Below are 16,107 nucleotides of genomic sequence, written 5' to 3' on the forward strand. Positions count from 1 at the left end.
TTCCGGTCACGAAGTCTATTCGCTGCGTGCTGGTGCTATTCCCCGGATTGCCAGAGTGAGCAGTCGGGAGGCCTGGGCGGGGTCGTCGCCGCTGGCCAGCGAGATGCCGTTGGCCAGTTTGAGCAGGTCCTCGATCCGGGTGTCGTTCGGTACGGCACCTTCGCTCTGAGCCCGTTCGAGGAGCTTCCGGCCGGCGGTCAGCAGGCGGGCGTGGGCGTCCGAACCACAGTCGCCGCTCATCACCAGCGCGGCCGCCAGCCCCCGGCTGCCGGTCGCGTGCGCCACCATCGTGTGCAGCCAGGACGTCAACGCCCGCAGGGGATCCGGGTCGTCGAGCAACTCGGTCGCCTGCGCGCAGACGGCGTCGATACTGCTCCGGAAAACCGCCTCCAGCAGGGCGGCCCGGCCACCGAAGTGCCGATGCAACGTCGCCGAGCCGACGCCCGCGCGCCGGGCGATCTCCTCCAGCGACGCGTCCGCGCCGTACTCCCCCACCACGTCGGCCGCGACCGCGACCAGGCGGTCACGGTTGCGCTGCGCGTCGGCTCGCATCCTCAGGTCCCTTGCGTAAATGGGGCGGTCCCCCATATCGTACCGGATGTAAACGGGGTGGTACCCCAGTTAATCGGAAGGACTGTGTATGCGCATCGGTATGGCATTCGGCGACGTCCGCGGACCGAGCCCGCTGCCCGAGATCACCCGCCAGCTCCACGCGGCCGCCGCGGCCGGGGTGCGGTCGGCCTGGATCTCGGACGGGGTCGGCTGGGACGCCCTGACCGCCCTCGCCGCCGTCGGCCCGACGCCGTCCGGGATGGAGCTCGGCACCGCGGTCGTGCCGTTCCCCCAACGTCACCCGCTCCTACTCGCCCGCCAAGCGCTCACCACCCAGGCCGCGGTCGGCGGCCACCTCACCCTCGGCATCGGCGCCGGCATCGCCCGAATGGTCGAGACCATGTACGGCCTCCCCACCGACCAACCGGCCGCCCGCCTCCGCGAGTACCTCCAAGTCCTCCACTCCCTCCTCCGAGGCGACCCAGTGGACCACCACGGCAAGCACTACACGGCCGTCGGTCAACTCACCCCGCCGGCGGATGACCGCCCGGAGGTGCTGGTGGCGGCGCTGGGCCCGGTGATGCTCAAGGTGGCGGGCGAGCTCGCCGGCGGGACGATCACCTGGATGACCGGACCTCGGACACTCAGCAACCACGTCGTACCGTCGATCACGCGAGCGGCGGGGAGTCGGGTGCCGCGGGTCGTGGCCGGGTTTGCTGTGTGTCTCACGTCCGCCGAGGACGCCGTCCGGGCACGGTTCGCGCAGGAGTTCGCGCTCGCCGGGCAGGTTCCGGAGTACCGCGCGATGCTCGAGCGGGAAGGCGCCGACGGGCCGGCCGACATCCTGCTGGCCGGGGACGAGGCGGCGATCGGGAAGCAGCTCGACCGGATCCGCGACGCCGGAGCGACCGACGTGATGCTCGCGCCGATCGGCACCGCCGAGGAGCAGCGGCGTACGAGCGAGTACCTGTCTACAGTTGTCCGGTGACCTCGCCCAGACATGCGGCCGTAGTTCGCTAGCTCCGTCGTCCGCTCCCCGGCGCCACTCCCGGCGTACGGGTCGAGCCGTGCTGCCCATCTCGCATCAACACCTGGCAGGGACGACCCATGCATGTCGACGACACCATCTCCGCCGATCAAGCGCTCCGCCTGATCAACCGCGGTACCAACCTTTATTGGAAAGGCGACTACCACAACGCCAAACAACTCCTGTCCGCGCTGGCCCGCCGCCTCCCGACCAACCGCACAGCCCCCTTCAAAGCCCAGCGCCGAGCGCAGGCTGAGCGCACGCGAATCCTCAACGCACTCCTGATCCCGCTGACCAACCACCAGGTCCCCCTCCGCCGAGCCCCAGACGTAAGCGCAGCCTGCGCCGAGGCGTACGGCCCACCGACCGGCAACCGCTGGGTGCCGTTGCGTGAACTGCTGGGCGTGATCGGCGCCCACCAGCTCCGGCTTCGTGGTGTGCACGTGCCGGCACTCGGCGATCGGATCCACCCGCACTACACGGTGTTCGCCCCCACCAGATCCGAGTACGCGGACCTCGTCGCCGAGCACCCACTCCCGCCCGGCGCACGTACGGCGTTCGACATCGGAACCGGCACCGGCGTACTGGCCGCGATCCTCGCCCGCCGCGGCATCCCGCGAGTACTTGCCACCGACAACAACCCGCGGGCGGTCGAGTGCGCCCGCGAAAACCTCCACCGCCTGCGGCTGACCGCCGAGGTGCTCCACACCGACCTGTTCCCGCCAGGCAGAGCTGATCTGATCGTGTGCAATCCCCCGTGGATCCCGGCGAAGCCGCTCACGCCGCTCGACCACGCGGTCTACGACGAGAACAGCCGAATGCTCCGCGACTTCCTCCGAACCGCCCGCGAGCATCTCCAACCGCGAGGCGAGGTGTGGCTCATCCTCTCCGACCTAGCGGAACACCTAGGACTGCGCACCGGCCACGAGCTACTCACCCTCATCCACACCGGTGGGTTGCGAGTCGCCGGACAGCAGGATGTGACACCGCGCCACGGGCGCGCGCGAACCGGTGAAACCACCACCCTCTGGAAACTACAAGGTTTCTAGGCCACCGGAGCCGGGTGCCTACAGCTCACCGATCGCGCTGATGTCATGGTTCGACTTCGGGCACTGCCAGGTCGGGGCGCCGCCTGGCAGTGCAGGGGTGAGTGGGTGGGAGGCGGGGTGTTCGGGGCACTCCGGCCAGGTGACGGGCAGGCCCAGGCGGCACAGTTCCTCGTGGACGAAGTCCTGCACCTGTTCGGCGACCTCGACCACCCGCTCCGCAGCAGGTAGGTCGCGGAGGACAAGCAGGCCAGTACGGCTGTCGTCCCCGGACACCATCCAGAGCGACTCGTAGGCCGGGTCCTCGAGCACGGGCTCGTCCAGCAGTTGCAGGGTGATTCCCCCAGTGCTCCGGAGATCCCTGACGAGCAGGCTGAGTGCAGTGTGCAGCGGGTCCACCCGAGCAGTGTCTACTATCGGCGGGTGACGGTTACTGATGCGGGTGGGGCGGTCGACGCGGTTTGGAGGATCGAGTCGGCCCGGATCGTCGCGGGTGTGGCGCGGATCGTGCGGGACGTGGGGCTTGCGGAGGAGCTGGCTCAGGACGCGTTGGTGGCGGCGCTGGAGCAGTGGCCGGAGTCCGGGGTACCGAAGAACCCGGGCGCCTGGCTGATGGCGATCGCGAAACGCCGCGCGATCGACCTGATCCGGCGCAAGGAGACGTACCAGCGCAAGCTCGCCGAGCTGGGCCACGAACTCGAGATCGACGGCGATTCCGTCGAGGACGACGTCGAGGCCATCCTCAAGGACCACATCGAGGACGACCTGCTCCGGCTGGTGTTCACCGCATGTCACCCGGTGCTCACCACGGACGCGCGCGTCACGCTCACGCTGAAGCTCCTCGGCGGCCTGAAGACCGACGAGATCGCCCGCGCTTTCCTCGCCCCGGAGGCGACGATCGCCCAGCGCATCGTCCGGGCGAAGCGCAACCTCGCGAAGGCCGGTGTCGGGTTCGAGGTACCGTCCGGTCCCGAGCTGCTCGACCGGCTCCAATCGGTCCTCGAGGTCGTGTACCTGATCTACAACGAGGGGTACTCGGCAACCGCCGGCGACGACTGGATGCGCCCGGCGCTGTGCAACGAGGCGATGCGCCTGGGCCGGCTGCTCGTCGAGCTGATGCCGACCGAACCCGAAGTACTCGGCCTGCTCGCCCTGATGGAACTGCAGTCCTCGCGCGCCAACGCCCGTACCGACAAGGACGGCGAACCGGTTCTGCTCCTCGACCAGGACCGCCGCCGCTGGGACCGGCTGCTGATCCGCCGCGGCCTCGAAGGCATCGACCGCGCCTGGACGCTGGAGAAACCACCCGGCCCGTACCTCCTGCAAGCAGCGATCGCCGCCTGCCACGCCCGCGCCGCCGACCCGGACGACACGGACTGGGCCCGGATCGCCGGCCTGTACGCCGTACTCGTCCAGGTCACGCCGTCACCGGTGGTCGAGCTCAACCAGGCGGTCGCGATCTCGATGGCGTTCGGCCCTGAACGCGGGCTGCAGGCGGTCGACCTGCTCGCCGACGACCCGTCGCTGCAGGACTACCACCTGCTGCCGAGCGTCCGCGGTGACCTGCTGTTCAAGCTCGGCCGCCTGGACGAGGCGCGCGCCGAGTTCGAGAAGGCCGCCGCACTGACCCGCAACGAGCGGGAACGCAAGTTCCTCCTCGAACGCGCCGCCGCCTGCTGACCACTGTTACTTGTGATGCCGGGCCATCCAGACCGCGGCTCCGGCGCCGAGGGCGACCGCACCGCCAACCGCGGCGGTGGCCTTCGGGTGCCGCTTGCCGACGGCCGGCAGGTCCTTCATCGCGGCAGGCATCTGCTTGATCGTCTGCCCGGCGTGCCCCGCCGTCTCCTTCATCCGGTGCGGTACGTCGAGGCGCCGGCTGAGCTCCTGTACGGTCTCGGCCAGGTGCTGCCGGGTCTGTTCGAGGTCGACCCGAAGGGTCTCACTCTCGGACATCGGCTCGCGGTGCGCTCCGTTCTTGGTGGTACTCACGACATGACCTTCCCTTCCGACTGGTGTCCTTTGAGTGCTTCCAGGTCCTCGTGCACGCCGTCGACGGCACTTTGCGGTACGGGCGGAGTGGCACGCGAGACGTGCCGTTTGCCGAGCAGGGCCGCCACCGCCGCGGCGGCGAACAACACGGCGGCCACGATCAGCGCCGACAGCCAACCGGGCAGCGCGGTCGCGAGCCCGAGGATCGCGGCGGCGATCAGTACGCCCAGGCCGTACAGCGCGAGCGTCCCCGCTCCGCCGAACAAGCCGGCGCCGACGCCCGCTTCCTTCCCCTTCACCTTCAGCTCGACCTTCGCGAGCTGCAACTCGTCGCGGACCAGCCGGCTCAGGTCACTCGTCGCCTGACTGACCAGCGCTCCGACATGTGCAGACTGCTCGCTCGTTCCGGCCTGATGCCGGACAGCCTCCGGACGTGTCGTCATGACCGCCTCCTGTGCTCGGCTTCCGGTCCGGTACCCAGATCACGGACCGTCACGCACCGAAATACGGGGCGGGAGTGATCTAGGTCACAATGTGTCGATCACCAGCCGGGACGGTCGACGCACGGGTGAACACCGACCCACTCAGGAGGACACCATGCACACCGTGGTTTCGAAGGACGGCACCACCATCGCGTACGACCGGCGTGGCAACGGCCCCGCGCTGGTCCTGGTCGACGGGGCGCTCTGCTCCCGTGCGCAGGGGCCGATGCCCGAGCTCGCCGAGGCGCTCGCGGATCGGTTCACCGTCTACAACTACGACCGTCGCGGGCGCGGCGACTCGGGCGACAGTACGGAGTACGCAGTGGACCGCGAGATCGAGGACCTGGCCGCGGTGATCGAGGCAGCCGGCGGATCGGCGTACGTGTACGGCTCGTCGTCCGGTGCGGCGCTGGCGCTACGGGCGACGGCCGCGGGCCTGCCGGTCGAGAAGCTGGTCGCGTTCGAACCGCCGTACGTCGTCGACGGCAGCCGCAAGCAGATTCCGCGGACCTGGGTCGCTGACCTGCAGGCGCTGGAGCCGGCCGCCGCGATCAAGTACTTCTTCACCAAGGGCATCGGGCTGCCGGCCGCGTTCGTCACGATGATGAAGCTGATGCCGGCCTGGAAGCCGATGAAGGCGATCGCGCACACGCTGCCGTACGACGCCCAGGTGCTCGGCACGAACTGCTTCGGGGACCCGATGGACGCGGCGCAGTGGGCACCGATCGACCAGCCGGTACTGGTGGTCAACGGCGGGAAGAGCCCGGGCTGGATGAAGACGTCGACCCGCGCGCTCGCGGCAGCGGTACCGGGCGCGCAGCACACCGAAGTACCGGGCCAGAACCACGTGATCAAGGCGTCGGCGATCGCTCCGGTGATCGCGGACTTCTGCAAGTGATGGACGGCCAGGCCATCACAATCGCGCCCGCCCGCCCCGCGTGAGCGGGGACCGGGCGGGCGCGATCGATTGTGATGGCCTGCGGGTCCGGCGTCAGGCGCCGGTGATCAGCGCGGCCGCGCCGGAACGAGCGGCGTCGAAGCGGGCCTGCGCGTCAGCCCAGTTCACGACGTTCCACCACGCCTTGACGTAGTCGGGCTTCACGTTCTTGTACTGCAGGTAGAACGCGTGCTCCCACATGTCCAGCATCGCGATCGGGATCTGCCCGGCCGGCAGGTTGCCCTGCTGGTCGTACAGCTGGTGGATCAGCAGCTTGCCGCCCAGCGCGTCCCAGCCGAGGATCGCCCAGCCGGAGCCCTGGATGGTGGTCGCGCTCGCGGTGAAGTTGGCCTGGAAGGCGTCGAACGAGCCGAAGAACTCGTCGATCGCCGCGCCCAGCTCGCCGTCCGGCTTGTCGCCGCCGTCCGGCGACAGGTTCTTCCAGAAGATGGAGTGGTTGACGTGCCCGCCGAGGTTGAAGGCCAGCGTCTTCTCCAGCCCGACGATCGCGCCGAAGTCACCCTTGTCGCGGGCCTCGGCCAGCTTGTCGAGGGTGTCGTTCAGACCCTTCACGTAGGTCGCGTGGTGCTTGTCGTGGTGCAGCTCCATGATCTCGCCGGCGATGCTGGGCGCGAGCGCGCTGTAATCGTAGGGGAGGTCGGGAAGCGTGTACGTGGTCAACTCTGCTCCTTCGTCGGGGCCCCACCGGGGGCCGATATCTCCGATGCCCAAGTCAGCGACACCAGCTTGAAACTTCAACCACGGTTGAGGTCAAGTGGCCACGCGGGCGACGCGGCACTTGCCCGGTGCCCGGCGCGACCGCGTCGAACCACCGCGCACCCACCGAACACCCCCAGCTTCACATACTCCACCCCACGACCCACGCGCGAGTCTCACCTCGGGCTGTGAATACCTTTCAGCTGGGGCTGGAACACCGCGGCGAAGGCCTCCGGGATCTCGGCGAAGCCGGTGTGGCCGCCCGGGTAGCGGACCGGTTCGACGCCGAGGCGATCGGCCAAGGCGGTCGACGTACGGTCGCAGAGCTGGCCGGTCGACTCCTCGCCGATCCCGACCACGACGTCGACCTCGCGGAGCTTGTCGAGGTCCGGGAGCCAGGTGATCGTCTCGCGCATCTCGTGCTCGAACCAGAACCGCTCGGCGGCCACCTGGACGGGATCGCGGTCGCCGGCGAACATCAGCTCCACGACCTGGTCCGGGATCTGGATGTTCGCACCGCGGAAGAACTGCTTCCAGGCGCCGATCACGTCGCCGGCCAGGTAGTCGGCCATCTGCCGCTCGGCCGCCGCGAGCAGTTCGTCCGCGTCCGGCAGCAGCCGGCTCAGCGGCGGCTCGTGCGCGATCACGGTCCGTACGACTTCCGGGTGGTACTGCGCGAGCGCCAGCGCGCTGACCGCTCCGCCACTCGATCCGAGTACGACCGCCGGCCCGGCGTCGACGTGCCGGATCAGCGCGGCCAGGTCGTCGGCGCGCTGGTCCGGTCGCGACGTACCACCTGGGTTCAGCGTGCTGCGCTTCACACCGCGCGGGTCGAGCGTCAGGACCGTGTAGCCGGCCTTGAGGAGCTCGGCGAGCGGGGCGAACGCGTCCGCGTCCATGGGCGCGCCGACCAGGACCACCAGCGGCCCGTGGCCGCGTACCTCGTAGTACAGCTCTGCGTCGGAAACCTTCAGTGTGTTGTTCATGCCCCTCCCACGAACGGGAGGGGCAGGAATGGACATCAGTTCTGGTACAGGTCCGAGTCCGGGTCGAAGTCGGCCTCCTCGACGACCCGCCGTACCTCGACCTCGTCGCGGAGCGCCTCGGCCAGCCGCGCGGCCCACTCGATCGCCTCGTCGCGGTTGCGCACCTCGACCACGATCACGCCGCCGACCAGTTCCTTGGTCTCCGCGAACGGACCGTCGGTGATCGTCCGCTTCCCGCCGTCCACCTTCACCCGGGCACCGAGCGCGCTGCGATGCACGCCTTCGGCGAACAGCAGGACGCCGGCCTTCGACAGGTCCTCCACGACCTGCCCGACCGCCTGGCCGATCTCCGGCGGCGGGAACTTCCCCGCCTCGCTGTCGGCGTCCGCCTTGTTGATGATCATGAAACGCATCGCTACTGCTCCCTCGTCGTGTCGGTCGACCACTTACTCTCACGTCGAGCGGGTCACCGCCGGATCGACACCCGGAGTCAGATCAATTCTCTGCTCAGTTCGTACAGGATCAGCCGCTTCGGCCGCCCGGTACCTGTACCGAAGAACGGGTAGTGGGTGGCGGCGCCGCTCTGGTCGGTGGTGCCGCACGCCTGACGCGGCGCGCGCCGCCGGCCACCCGGCCCGAGGGCCGGGACCAGTACCCGTTCTTCGGCACGCGTTAGTTCGGTTGGTCGCCGGAGGGGTTGTAGGCGCAGGCGTCGGTGAGGTTCTGGGTCGGGCCCGGAGGTGGGGTCGTTGTGGTCGTGGTCGGCTTGCGGGTGGTGGTTGGGGTCGGGGCCGGGGTGGTTGCGGGAGCCGGGGTGGACTCTAGGGCCTTTTGGACGGTGTCGCGGAGGGCGGCGTAGTCGGGGTGCAGGTACTTGAGGCGGAGCTTCTCCGAGTCGAGCGTGACGTTGGAGACGGTTCCCGCCTTCACCTTCAGAGCGAGCTGGACCATCGCGGGCAGCAGCTCCTGCGGGATGTCCGTACGCAGCAAGTGCTGCCCGGCCTTCGCGATCGCCTTGTACTTCGTGACCAGCGTCTGCGGGTCCGCCCTGTCCACGATCGCCTTGATCACACACCGCTGCCGGACCTGCCGCTGGTCGTCGTCGGCGCCGTACCGCCCGCGGGCGAACCACAGCGCGTGCCGCCCGTCCAGATGCTGCTTCGGGCCCGGCTCGATCCACTCCTTCGGCGGGATGCCCGCGCTGCTGATCCCGCCCATCGCGACCCGCTCGTTGACGTTCACCGTGATGCCGCCGAGCGCGTCGACGATCTCCGGGAAGCTCGTCAGGTTGACCTGTAGGTAGTAGTCGATCTTCAGGCCGGTCGCCTCGCCGACGGACTGCTTCACCACGTCCGCGCCCTCGTTGTCCGACGGGCCGAGGATGCCGGGGTGCGCGTCCGGGATGTTCTGGTACATCGCGGTCAGCATCCACTCCAGCCGCCCGTCCAGGCTCAACCCTTCCTTGCCGAAGCCGTCCGGGTAGATCTTGTGCAGCGGCGAGTCCGCCGGGAACGGCATGAACGTCAGGTTCCGCGGCATCGAGATCAGCGCGGTGTTCCCGGTCTTGGTGTCGATGCTCGCGACGATCACCGTGTCGGTCCGGACACCCTCGCGGCTCGGCGCGTCGTCGCCGCCGAGGAGCAGCAGGTTGAGTCGCGGGCGGTCCTCCCACGGGTCCTTGACGTTCACGGTCGTCGGCCGGGTCGCGCTCTTGCTCTCGCCCTGCCCCTGGAACACGTCCTGTACGAGGGTGCGCTGCGCCAGCACGGTCTGTACGCCGATCGCCGACGGTGCCGCGATCGCGAAGCACAGCACGCCGACCAGCAGCGCACCGGCGACCCGCCCGCCGGCGCCACCCGTTGCCGGGCGCAACGAGCGGTGCGAGGCAACGATCACCACGATCCACAGGAACCCGAGCACGCCGATCGCGACCGAGGTCATCAGCAGCCGGCTCGGCACGACGGCCGCGGCGAGCACCTGGTCGCGGCGGGTCAGACCGACGTACACACCGAGGCCGACCAGCGCGAAGAACACCGTCAGTACGAACGCACCGAGCTTCCGGCGCCCGCCGACGATCAGTCCGAGTCCTGGGAGCAGTGCGCCCAACAGGGTGAACCCCAGCAACTTCGGCATCGACCGCGGCCGCCTAGCCGTTGCGCGCGCACTCCCCATCGGCACCCCTGTCACCCCGTTTGTTCCAGTGTGCGTCACGTACGCACACCTGCACCTGTTCAGACGTGTTACAGCGTCATTCGGTTGTCGGATCAATCCGGTCGCGCCGGTCGGTGGCGGCGGCTAGGTTGGTCGGTTGTGCGGATTCTGATGCTGGGTGGAAACGGGTTTGTCGGGCGTGCGGTCGTGGACGACGCACTGGCGCGGGGCGCGGAGGTCGCGTCGTTCAGTCGCGGGGTGAGCGGTACGCCGCTGCCGCCTGGCGTCACGCAACTCGTCGGGGACCGGACGGTGGGTGACTACTCGGCGCTGCGGACCGGCGGGTGGGACGCGGTCGTCGACACGAGCGGGTTCCGGTCGCGGGACGTCGAGCAGGCGATGGACGTACTCGGTGACCGGGTCGGACGGTACGTGTTCGTGTCGAGCCATGCGGTGTACGTACGCGATCTGCCGGCCGGTACGGACGAGACCGTGCCGCGGCGCGAGCCGTTGCGGGATGCCGAGGTGCTGACGAACGACACGTACGGCCCGTGCAAGGTCGCCTGCGAGGACGCGGTCGTCGAACGGTACGGCGAACGCGCGACGCTGATCCGCCCGGGACGGGTGACGGGTCCCGGTGACTCGTCCGGTACGGCGCTCTACTGGATCCGTCGTGGCGCCCGGGGTGGGCGGGTCGCCCTCCCCACCAAACCCGAAGCGCCGCTCCAGTTGATCGACAGCCGCGACGTCGCCCGCCTGATCACCCAGCTGATCACCGACAACCGCTCCGGCGCGTACAACGCGGTCGGCCCCGACTCCACCATCGCCGAGCTGATCCAGACCGCGGCCGACCTGGCCGGCACCACCGTCGACATCATCCCCATCCCCTTCGACGCCGTCCCACCCCGCTTCCCCCTGATGGACCCCCAAGCCGAATGGGGCGAACGCCGCCGCAACCCCACCAAGTCCCGCGAGGCCGGCATGCCAGTAACCCCCCTCCGCACCACAGTCGAAGACGTCCTCCGCTGGGACAAGGACCGAGGCGAACCCGACCTGAAGATCGGTCTGACAGCTGAGCAGGAAGCTGAACTACTCGGGTAGGGCGAGGGTTCGGCCGGCGTCGCGGGCGGCGTTGATGGAGCGGGTGAGGGTGTCCTTGAGGGCTGTTGCCTCGTCGGTGAAGCCTTCGACTACGGAGGTGTCGCCGGCTGGTTCGGTGCGGGCGAGGAGTTCTATGTAGCGGTCGCCGTCCTCGAGGGCGGCTTCGGCTCGGAGGGCGGCGTCGGCTGAGCGGACCCGGTCGGCGTACTGATCCAGCAGGTCCACCTTCCGTTTGATCGCCTCCGCGGAGAGGGCAAGGGCACGGCGCTGCGGACCTAGTACTGCGTCCAGCTCAGCGGTCTTCGCACCACGGGCGATGTCCTTCTGCCGGGCCCGCAGTACGGTCTGCTCGCGGAGCACCTGCGCGATGTCCCACAGCTGCTCCGGCAGCACCAGCTCGTTCTTCACGTCGTCGAGCAACCCGCGCTTGGTAACCGTTGCCTCCAGCACCGTTTTCACCGCGCGCTGCGCCCGCTCGAGCAACCACCCGGCCTCGCTGTCGAAGTCCTCCGGCAGCAGGTACTTCCCGTGTTGCCGGCGGACCGCCTTGTGCCCGCGGTCCTCACCCATCGTCTTCGCCAGGATCCCGCCGGTCGCCACCACCGCGACTCCGGCCAGTACGAGCGCCGCCCACGCCGCGACCGCGGTCGGCAACGTCGCGGCCAGCACGATCAGCGCGAGGATCCACCCGCCGACACACACCGCGATCCACACCAGCAGCGTGCCGAACGTGTTCCCGGGCGCGGACGACCACGAGGTCTCCCGCTTCGGCCGCGGCGCGTCGGCCGCCACGAACAGCTCCGGCCTGCGCTCGTACAACCGCCGTACGCCTGCAGGCACACCCGGCGCGAACACAGGCTCCATCGCCACCTCCGGAGAAGTCGTCACCACTCAGCGTAGTGGGTGAATCAGCGCACCAGTACGACGATCACCGCAACCAGCACGATCATCCCGAACACGAACCCGAAGACACCGGCAACCCCGAGCCAGGACATCGGCTTCGTCCCCGGGCGCCCGCCGTTGTAGTAGAACACCGGCCACGGCGGCGTCTTGTGCCGAGCCACCAGATAGGCGTGCGGCGTCATCCGCGCCCCGACCTTCCGCGCGATCTTCTCAGCCGCCGCCACGTCTCCGTCGTCATGGGTGTACCCGCCCCGGTTCAGCACGATCGCCAGCAACGCGTCGACCCGATCGGCCTCCGCGTCACCCCGCCCGGCCAGCTCCGCGAGCCGCTCCACCGGATACCCGAAGTCCTCCAGCCGCCGCCTCTTCGCACCCTTCAGATTCCGCAGCCGCCGCTGCACCACTGCCGTACTCGCGACCGGCCGCGTCGGGTTGCTCACCGCCGCGCCTCCAGCCCGTCCAGGAACACACCAAGGCCGAACTCGAACAGCTGGTCCAGGTCGTACTCGTAGTCGAACCCGTCCGCCAGCAACTCCCGGAACGCACCCAGGTTCCCGGCCGCGACCAGCGCCGCCAACTGCTCGCTCTGCTGCGTCACCCACTCGTCCGCGGTCACGCCGGTGTCCTGCTCGGCCTGCGCCTCGGCCTCCATCACCAGCGCGATCCCGCGGATGTACGCGAACAGGCTGATCATCGTCGACAACGCCGCCGCCTTCTCGAACCCGCGCAGCGCGCCGAGCACCGCATCGGTGTGCGGCAACAACCGCGGCACCAGCTGCGGCCGGCTCAGACTGATCGCGCTCGCCAGCCACAGATGCCGCCGGTACGCCGCCCAGTGCACCCGCGCCACCTGCGCCAGCGCGTCCCGCCAGTACTCCGGAACCTCCCCGAGCGGGAACTCCCCGATCGCCTCGTTCACCATCTGTACGACCAGCGACTCCTTGCCGCCGACGTACCGGTACAGCGCCATCGTCGACACCCCGAGCTCGCTCGCGATCCGCCGCATCGACAGTGCCGCGAGCCCCTCGGCGTCCGCGATCGCGATCCCCATCCGGACGATCTCGTCCCGGTCCAGCCCATCGGCTGCGGTGCCCTCGGCACGGCGCACCCCGTCGAGGACGGCGCGCTCGGCACTGCGAGCCCCGCCGGCGACGGCGGCACCGCCAAGGCGCGACCTGTCCGCCACACCATCGGCGGTACGGCGCGATCGCGGCGGCGGGCCGACGACCGTGCCGACCCCGGGCGAGGCGTGCACGAGCCGCTCGGCCTGGAGCACCTGCAACGCCTTCGTCGCGGTCGCCATCGCCACCCCGAAGTCGCGGACCAGCGCCCGCGTCGACGGCACCCGGTCCCCCGGCTGCAGCTCCCCCACCTCGATCCGCCGCCGCAGTTCCGCTGCAATCACCTGGTACGGCGCCTCACTCATACCCCTACCCTAGTGCGCATACAACGTACGCGCACTAGCTCGGGCGTGCTGTTGCCACCGGCAAGTACCTGCCGGACCCGGTGCCCGTACCAGGTCGACCGTGCCAAGATGGTCGGCATGCTGCGCGAACTGCAACTGACCGGCAATCCGGACGCCGACAAACTGCTGAACGACGACCCGTTCGCCTTGCTGGTCGGGATGCTGCTCGACCAGCAGTACCCGATGGAGCACGCGTTCTCCGGACCGCTGAAGATCGCGAACCGGATGGACGGGTTCGACCTGCACAAGATCGCCGCGACCGACCTGGAGACGTTCGTCGAGCTCTGCGTGACGCCGCCGGCCATCCACCGCTACGGCGGCTCGATGGCGCGCCGGGTGCACGCGCTCGCGCAGGAGATCATCGAGAAGTACGACGGGGAGACCTCGAACATCTGGCTCGCCGGCCGTCCGAAGCCGGACGGCGCCGAGGTGCTGAAGCGGCTGAAGGCACTGCCGGGGTTCGGCGAGCAGAAGGCGAAGATCTTCCTCGCCCTGCTCGGCAAGCAGCGCGGCGTCGCCCCGAAGGGCTGGCGCGAGGCCGCCGGCAACTACGGCGACCGCGGTTCCCGGCGCTCGATCGCCGACGTCACCGACGCCGCGTCGCTGCAGGAGGTCCGCAACTTCAAGAAGGCCGCGAAAGCCGCCGCAAAAGCCTGATCGACGCGACACCCACACCCGATCTGTTCCAGCCCGGACGCGGGTTGTCCCTTGTACTCCAGCGATTCCCTGCGAACTCAGCCGTCGCGCCTTATCGTTGCTAGGGCCTGTCTGGTGATCCAGCGCCGTCGCGAGGAGGTGCTCGGTGCGGTGCATCGGCGTGCGGGAGCGAAGGACTCGATGCGGAGCATCGTGGCCTTCGCTCCCGTGCGGCGAGGTGCCGTGCCGAGTGCCCCGCAGTAGGCGATGGATTGCCAGACAGGCCCTAGGGCAACGGGAGGAGCGCGCAATGGACATCCGGGATCTCGATCGCAGGGCCGGTGCGGTGCTCGGGGAAGTTGTGATGCAGGTGCGGCCTGAGCACCTGTGGTTTCCCACCCCGTGCCCGGACTGGACCGTACGCGGCCTGATGCGCCATCTGGTCAGCCAGAACGAGGGCCTGGCCGCGGCCGCGCTGAACGGCTCCGCCTCGGTGCACACCTGGAACAGCGGCCGGCTCGCGGACAACCCGGCCGGCGCGTACCGCCGTTCGAACGTACGGGTCGCGGACGCGTTCGCCGACGGCGGCGCGCTGGACCGGCTGGTGGAGGTGCGCGAGTTCGGCTCGTTTCCGCGCCGGATCGCGCTGACCTTCCACCAGCTCGACTGCGTCGTACACGCCTGGGACCTGGCCCGCGCCATCGACGTCCCGTACAACCCGCCGCCGGACATGGTCGAGATGGCGCTCACGCTGGCCCGCCGGATCCCCGACACCGACGCGAACCGCGGTCCCGGGTTCGCGTTCGAGCGCAGCGTCAAGGTGTCCGGCACCGCGCCCGACCTCGACCAGCTACTCGGCCTCCTCGGCCGCAACCCGGAGTGGGTCTCGCCGCTGGACTGAGTACTCGGGCAGCTCGATCTTGTCGGGTGTGCCGCCGGCCATCTTCTTCAGCGCGCCGGACATCATCTTCGAGGTCATCACCCGGAGCACGAAGTCGCGGTACGCGATCCCGAACGCGGACATCGGCATCGCCATCTTGAGGCCGCCGGGCGGCAGTTCCATCCGCTGCGCGACGTACGCCTGCATCCGCCGCTGGTAGGCCTGGAACGCCTGTACGTGATCGTCCGTCGCCGCCAACTCGCCCGCCAGGACGTACGCCCCGACGATCGACAGCGCCGTACCGTGGCCGGCCATCGGCGAACCGCAGTACCCGGCGTCGCCGACCAGCGCGACCCGGCCGCGCGACCACTCCGGTACGACGACCTTGCTGGTGGTGTCGAGGTAGAAGTCGTCCGCCGCGTCGAGGCCCTTCAGGACCTGCGGCGTGTACCAGCCGAGCCCCTCGAACCGCTCGCGGACGATCCGCTTCTGGGCGTCGATGTCGCGCCGGTCGTAATTGAGGATCGGCGACCGGAAGCTCAGCAGCGCCTTCGCGTACTGCGGGTCGCGATCCGGCCGCAGCGCGACCCAGCGGCCGCCGGGCGCGGTGTAGATCTTCATCCAGTCGTCGAGGTTCTCGGGCGACTCGATCGTGAAGTACGACCCGTAGCCGCCGAGGTGCTGCACGAACTCCTGCTCTGGACCGAACGCGAGCCGCCGCACCCGCGAGTGCACCCCGTCCGCCCCGATCACCAGGTCGAACCGCCGCCGGATCCCACTCCCGAAGCTGACCTCGACCCCGTCGTCGTCCTGCGTCAGCTCCGCGATCGAGTCGCCGTACACGAACTCCACGTCGCTGACCGCCGCGGTCAGGAGCTCGGCCAGGTCGCCCCGCAGGATCTCGATCTCGGCGACCGGTCCGGCGCCGTCCAGCGCCTCCATGTGCATCGTCGCCGCCGTACTGCCGTCGGCCTTCACGTACGCGAGCCCGCGCTCGTGCACCTGCCGCTCAGCCACCGCCGGCAGCAGTCCCATCCGCTCCGCCACCACCCGGGACACCCCGCGCAGGTCGACGGTCTGCCCGCCCGGCCGCGGCCCCGCCGCGAGTTCGACGATCGTCGGCGCGAACCCGAACCGCCGCAACCAGAACGCCAACGCCGGCCCCGCAATCCCACCACCGGAGATCAACACAGTCTTCATCTCTCGCCCCTTTTCAAACTAGTGCGCGTACG

General features: G+C 69.5%; 19 protein-coding genes. 7 read left to right on the forward strand and 12 right to left on the reverse strand.

Annotated elements, in window-relative coordinates:
* Positions 1–15: 15 nt before the first annotated feature.
* Positions 16–552 (reverse strand): TetR/AcrR family transcriptional regulator, encoded by a 537-nt coding sequence (locus ACFYRU_RS04060; protein WP_387652723.1) that lies wholly within the window; start codon positions 550–552, stop codon positions 16–18.
* An 88-nt stretch (positions 553–640) separates the two neighbouring features.
* Here ACFYRU_RS04060 and ACFYRU_RS04065 point away from each other — a divergent pair, with 88 nt between their 5' ends.
* Positions 641–1,540: a TIGR03564 family F420-dependent LLM class oxidoreductase gene (locus tag ACFYRU_RS04065; RefSeq protein WP_387652725.1), complete on the forward strand. Its 900-nt coding sequence runs from the start codon at positions 641–643 to the stop codon at positions 1,538–1,540.
* Positions 1,541–1,659: 119 nt separating this feature from the next.
* Positions 1,660–2,628 (forward strand): methyltransferase, encoded by a 969-nt coding sequence (locus ACFYRU_RS04070; protein WP_387652726.1) that lies wholly within the window; start codon positions 1,660–1,662, stop codon positions 2,626–2,628.
* Between the two features lie 18 nt (positions 2,629–2,646).
* On the opposite strand, the gene ACFYRU_RS04075 is transcribed toward ACFYRU_RS04070, so the two are convergent.
* A complete protein-coding gene (locus tag ACFYRU_RS04075) occupies positions 2,647–3,024 on the reverse strand; it encodes a hypothetical protein (protein WP_387652728.1) in 378 nt (125 codons plus the stop codon).
* A 24-nt stretch (positions 3,025–3,048) separates the two neighbouring features.
* Here ACFYRU_RS04075 and ACFYRU_RS04080 point away from each other — a divergent pair, with 24 nt between their 5' ends.
* Entirely contained in the window at positions 3,049–4,305 is a 1,257-nt protein-coding gene (locus ACFYRU_RS04080; RefSeq protein ID WP_387652730.1) for an RNA polymerase sigma factor, read from the forward strand.
* Between the two features lie 6 nt (positions 4,306–4,311).
* On the opposite strand, the gene ACFYRU_RS04085 is transcribed toward ACFYRU_RS04080, so the two are convergent.
* Positions 4,312–4,617: a DUF3618 domain-containing protein gene (locus ACFYRU_RS04085; RefSeq protein ID WP_387652732.1), complete on the reverse strand. Its 306-nt coding sequence runs from the start codon at positions 4,615–4,617 to the stop codon at positions 4,312–4,314.
* A complete protein-coding gene (locus ACFYRU_RS04090; protein ID WP_387652733.1) occupies positions 4,614–5,060 on the reverse strand; it encodes a phage holin family protein in 447 nt (148 codons plus the stop codon). Before ACFYRU_RS04090 ends, ACFYRU_RS04085 begins: the two co-directional genes overlap by 4 nt.
* Before the next feature lie 154 nt (positions 5,061–5,214).
* Between ACFYRU_RS04090 and ACFYRU_RS04095 the strand changes: the two genes are divergently transcribed.
* Positions 5,215–5,997 carry an alpha/beta fold hydrolase gene (locus ACFYRU_RS04095; RefSeq protein ID WP_387652735.1) on the forward strand — a complete coding sequence of 261 codons (783 nt, stop codon included), beginning with the start codon at positions 5,215–5,217 and terminating at the stop codon, positions 5,995–5,997.
* 93 nt (positions 5,998–6,090) lie between these two features.
* Here ACFYRU_RS04095 and ACFYRU_RS04100 read toward each other — a convergent pair whose 3' ends face one another.
* The 4 genes from ACFYRU_RS04100 to ACFYRU_RS04115 all read right to left on the reverse strand — a co-directional run bounded on the left by ACFYRU_RS04100 (position 6,091) and on the right by ACFYRU_RS04115 (position 9,872).
* A complete protein-coding gene (locus ACFYRU_RS04100) occupies positions 6,091–6,717 on the reverse strand; it encodes a superoxide dismutase (RefSeq protein WP_387652737.1) in 627 nt (208 codons plus the stop codon).
* Positions 6,718–6,929: 212 nt separating this feature from the next.
* The gene (locus ACFYRU_RS04105; RefSeq protein ID WP_387652739.1) at positions 6,930–7,739 is read right to left on the reverse strand and encodes an alpha/beta fold hydrolase; all 810 of its coding nucleotides are present in this window, start codon (positions 7,737–7,739) and stop codon (positions 6,930–6,932) included.
* A 35-nt stretch (positions 7,740–7,774) separates the two neighbouring features.
* A complete protein-coding gene (locus tag ACFYRU_RS04110; RefSeq protein ID WP_387652741.1) occupies positions 7,775–8,152 on the reverse strand; it encodes a YciI family protein in 378 nt (125 codons plus the stop codon).
* Between the two features lie 259 nt (positions 8,153–8,411).
* A complete protein-coding gene (locus ACFYRU_RS04115) occupies positions 8,412–9,872 on the reverse strand; it encodes an LCP family protein (protein ID WP_387652743.1) in 1,461 nt (486 codons plus the stop codon).
* Positions 9,873–10,049: 177 nt separating this feature from the next.
* Here ACFYRU_RS04115 and ACFYRU_RS04120 point away from each other — a divergent pair, with 177 nt between their 5' ends.
* Complete coding sequence (locus ACFYRU_RS04120; protein ID WP_387652744.1) at positions 10,050–10,991, forward strand: NAD-dependent epimerase/dehydratase family protein; 942 nt, start codon at positions 10,050–10,052, stop codon at positions 10,989–10,991.
* Here the strand turns inward: ACFYRU_RS04120 and ACFYRU_RS04125 are convergent.
* The 3 genes from ACFYRU_RS04125 to ACFYRU_RS04135 are packed head-to-tail and all read right to left on the reverse strand — an operon-like array spanning position 10,980 to position 13,320.
* Positions 10,980–11,879 carry a hypothetical protein gene (locus tag ACFYRU_RS04125; RefSeq protein WP_387652746.1) on the reverse strand — a complete coding sequence of 300 codons (900 nt, stop codon included), beginning with the start codon at positions 11,877–11,879 and terminating at the stop codon, positions 10,980–10,982. The genes ACFYRU_RS04120 and ACFYRU_RS04125 overlap by 12 nt on opposite strands.
* A 20-nt stretch (positions 11,880–11,899) precedes the next feature.
* Complete coding sequence (locus ACFYRU_RS04130; RefSeq protein WP_387652748.1) at positions 11,900–12,334, reverse strand: hypothetical protein; 435 nt, start codon at positions 12,332–12,334, stop codon at positions 11,900–11,902.
* The gene (locus ACFYRU_RS04135; RefSeq protein WP_387652749.1) at positions 12,331–13,320 is read right to left on the reverse strand and encodes a GntR family transcriptional regulator; all 990 of its coding nucleotides are present in this window, start codon (positions 13,318–13,320) and stop codon (positions 12,331–12,333) included. The genes ACFYRU_RS04130 and ACFYRU_RS04135 overlap by 4 nt, the downstream gene beginning before the upstream one ends.
* Positions 13,321–13,437: 117 nt before the next feature.
* On the opposite strand from ACFYRU_RS04135, the gene ACFYRU_RS04140 reads away from it, so the two are divergent.
* Together ACFYRU_RS04140 and ACFYRU_RS04145 are read left to right on the forward strand one after the other, a co-directional pair.
* Positions 13,438–14,016 carry an HhH-GPD-type base excision DNA repair protein gene (locus ACFYRU_RS04140; protein ID WP_387652751.1) on the forward strand — a complete coding sequence of 193 codons (579 nt, stop codon included), beginning with the start codon at positions 13,438–13,440 and terminating at the stop codon, positions 14,014–14,016.
* A 289-nt stretch (positions 14,017–14,305) separates the two neighbouring features.
* Entirely contained in the window at positions 14,306–14,896 is a 591-nt protein-coding gene (locus ACFYRU_RS04145) for a TIGR03086 family metal-binding protein (protein WP_387652753.1), read from the forward strand.
* Here ACFYRU_RS04145 and ACFYRU_RS04150 read toward each other — a convergent pair.
* A complete protein-coding gene (locus ACFYRU_RS04150; protein ID WP_387652755.1) occupies positions 14,846–16,075 on the reverse strand; it encodes an FAD-dependent monooxygenase in 1,230 nt (409 codons plus the stop codon). The two genes, ACFYRU_RS04145 and ACFYRU_RS04150, sit on opposite strands and share 51 nt — an antisense overlap.
* Between the last annotated feature and the right edge of the window lie 32 nt (positions 16,076–16,107).

The sequence above is a fragment of the Kribbella sp. NPDC004536 genome, assembly GCF_042873835.1.
Classification (GTDB): Bacteria; Actinomycetota; Actinomycetes; order Propionibacteriales; family Kribbellaceae; genus Kribbella.

Coding starts and splice junctions, on each gene's coding strand:
- ACFYRU_RS04060 (WP_387652723.1), bottom strand. CDS start 552: ATGCGAGCCGACGCGCAGCGCAACCGTGACCGCCTGGTCGCGGTCGCG.
- ACFYRU_RS04065 (WP_387652725.1), top strand. CDS start 641: ATGCGCATCGGTATGGCATTCGGCGACGTCCGCGGACCGAGCCCGCTG.
- ACFYRU_RS04070 (WP_387652726.1), top strand. CDS start 1,660: ATGCATGTCGACGACACCATCTCCGCCGATCAAGCGCTCCGCCTGATC.
- ACFYRU_RS04090 (WP_387652733.1), bottom strand. CDS start 5,060: ATGACGACACGTCCGGAGGCTGTCCGGCATCAGGCCGGAACGAGCGAG.
- ACFYRU_RS04095 (WP_387652735.1), top strand. CDS start 5,215: ATGCACACCGTGGTTTCGAAGGACGGCACCACCATCGCGTACGACCGG.
- ACFYRU_RS04105 (WP_387652739.1), bottom strand. CDS start 7,739: ATGAACAACACACTGAAGGTTTCCGACGCAGAGCTGTACTACGAGGTA.
- ACFYRU_RS04110 (WP_387652741.1), bottom strand. CDS start 8,152: ATGCGTTTCATGATCATCAACAAGGCGGACGCCGACAGCGAGGCGGGG.
- ACFYRU_RS04115 (WP_387652743.1), bottom strand. CDS start 9,872: ATGCCGAAGTTGCTGGGGTTCACCCTGTTGGGCGCACTGCTCCCAGGA.
- ACFYRU_RS04135 (WP_387652749.1), bottom strand. CDS start 13,320: ATGAGTGAGGCGCCGTACCAGGTGATTGCAGCGGAACTGCGGCGGCGG.
- ACFYRU_RS04140 (WP_387652751.1), top strand. CDS start 13,438: ATGCTGCGCGAACTGCAACTGACCGGCAATCCGGACGCCGACAAACTG.
- ACFYRU_RS04145 (WP_387652753.1), top strand. CDS start 14,306: ATGGACATCCGGGATCTCGATCGCAGGGCCGGTGCGGTGCTCGGGGAA.
- ACFYRU_RS04150 (WP_387652755.1), bottom strand. CDS start 16,075: ATGAAGACTGTGTTGATCTCCGGTGGTGGGATTGCGGGGCCGGCGTTG.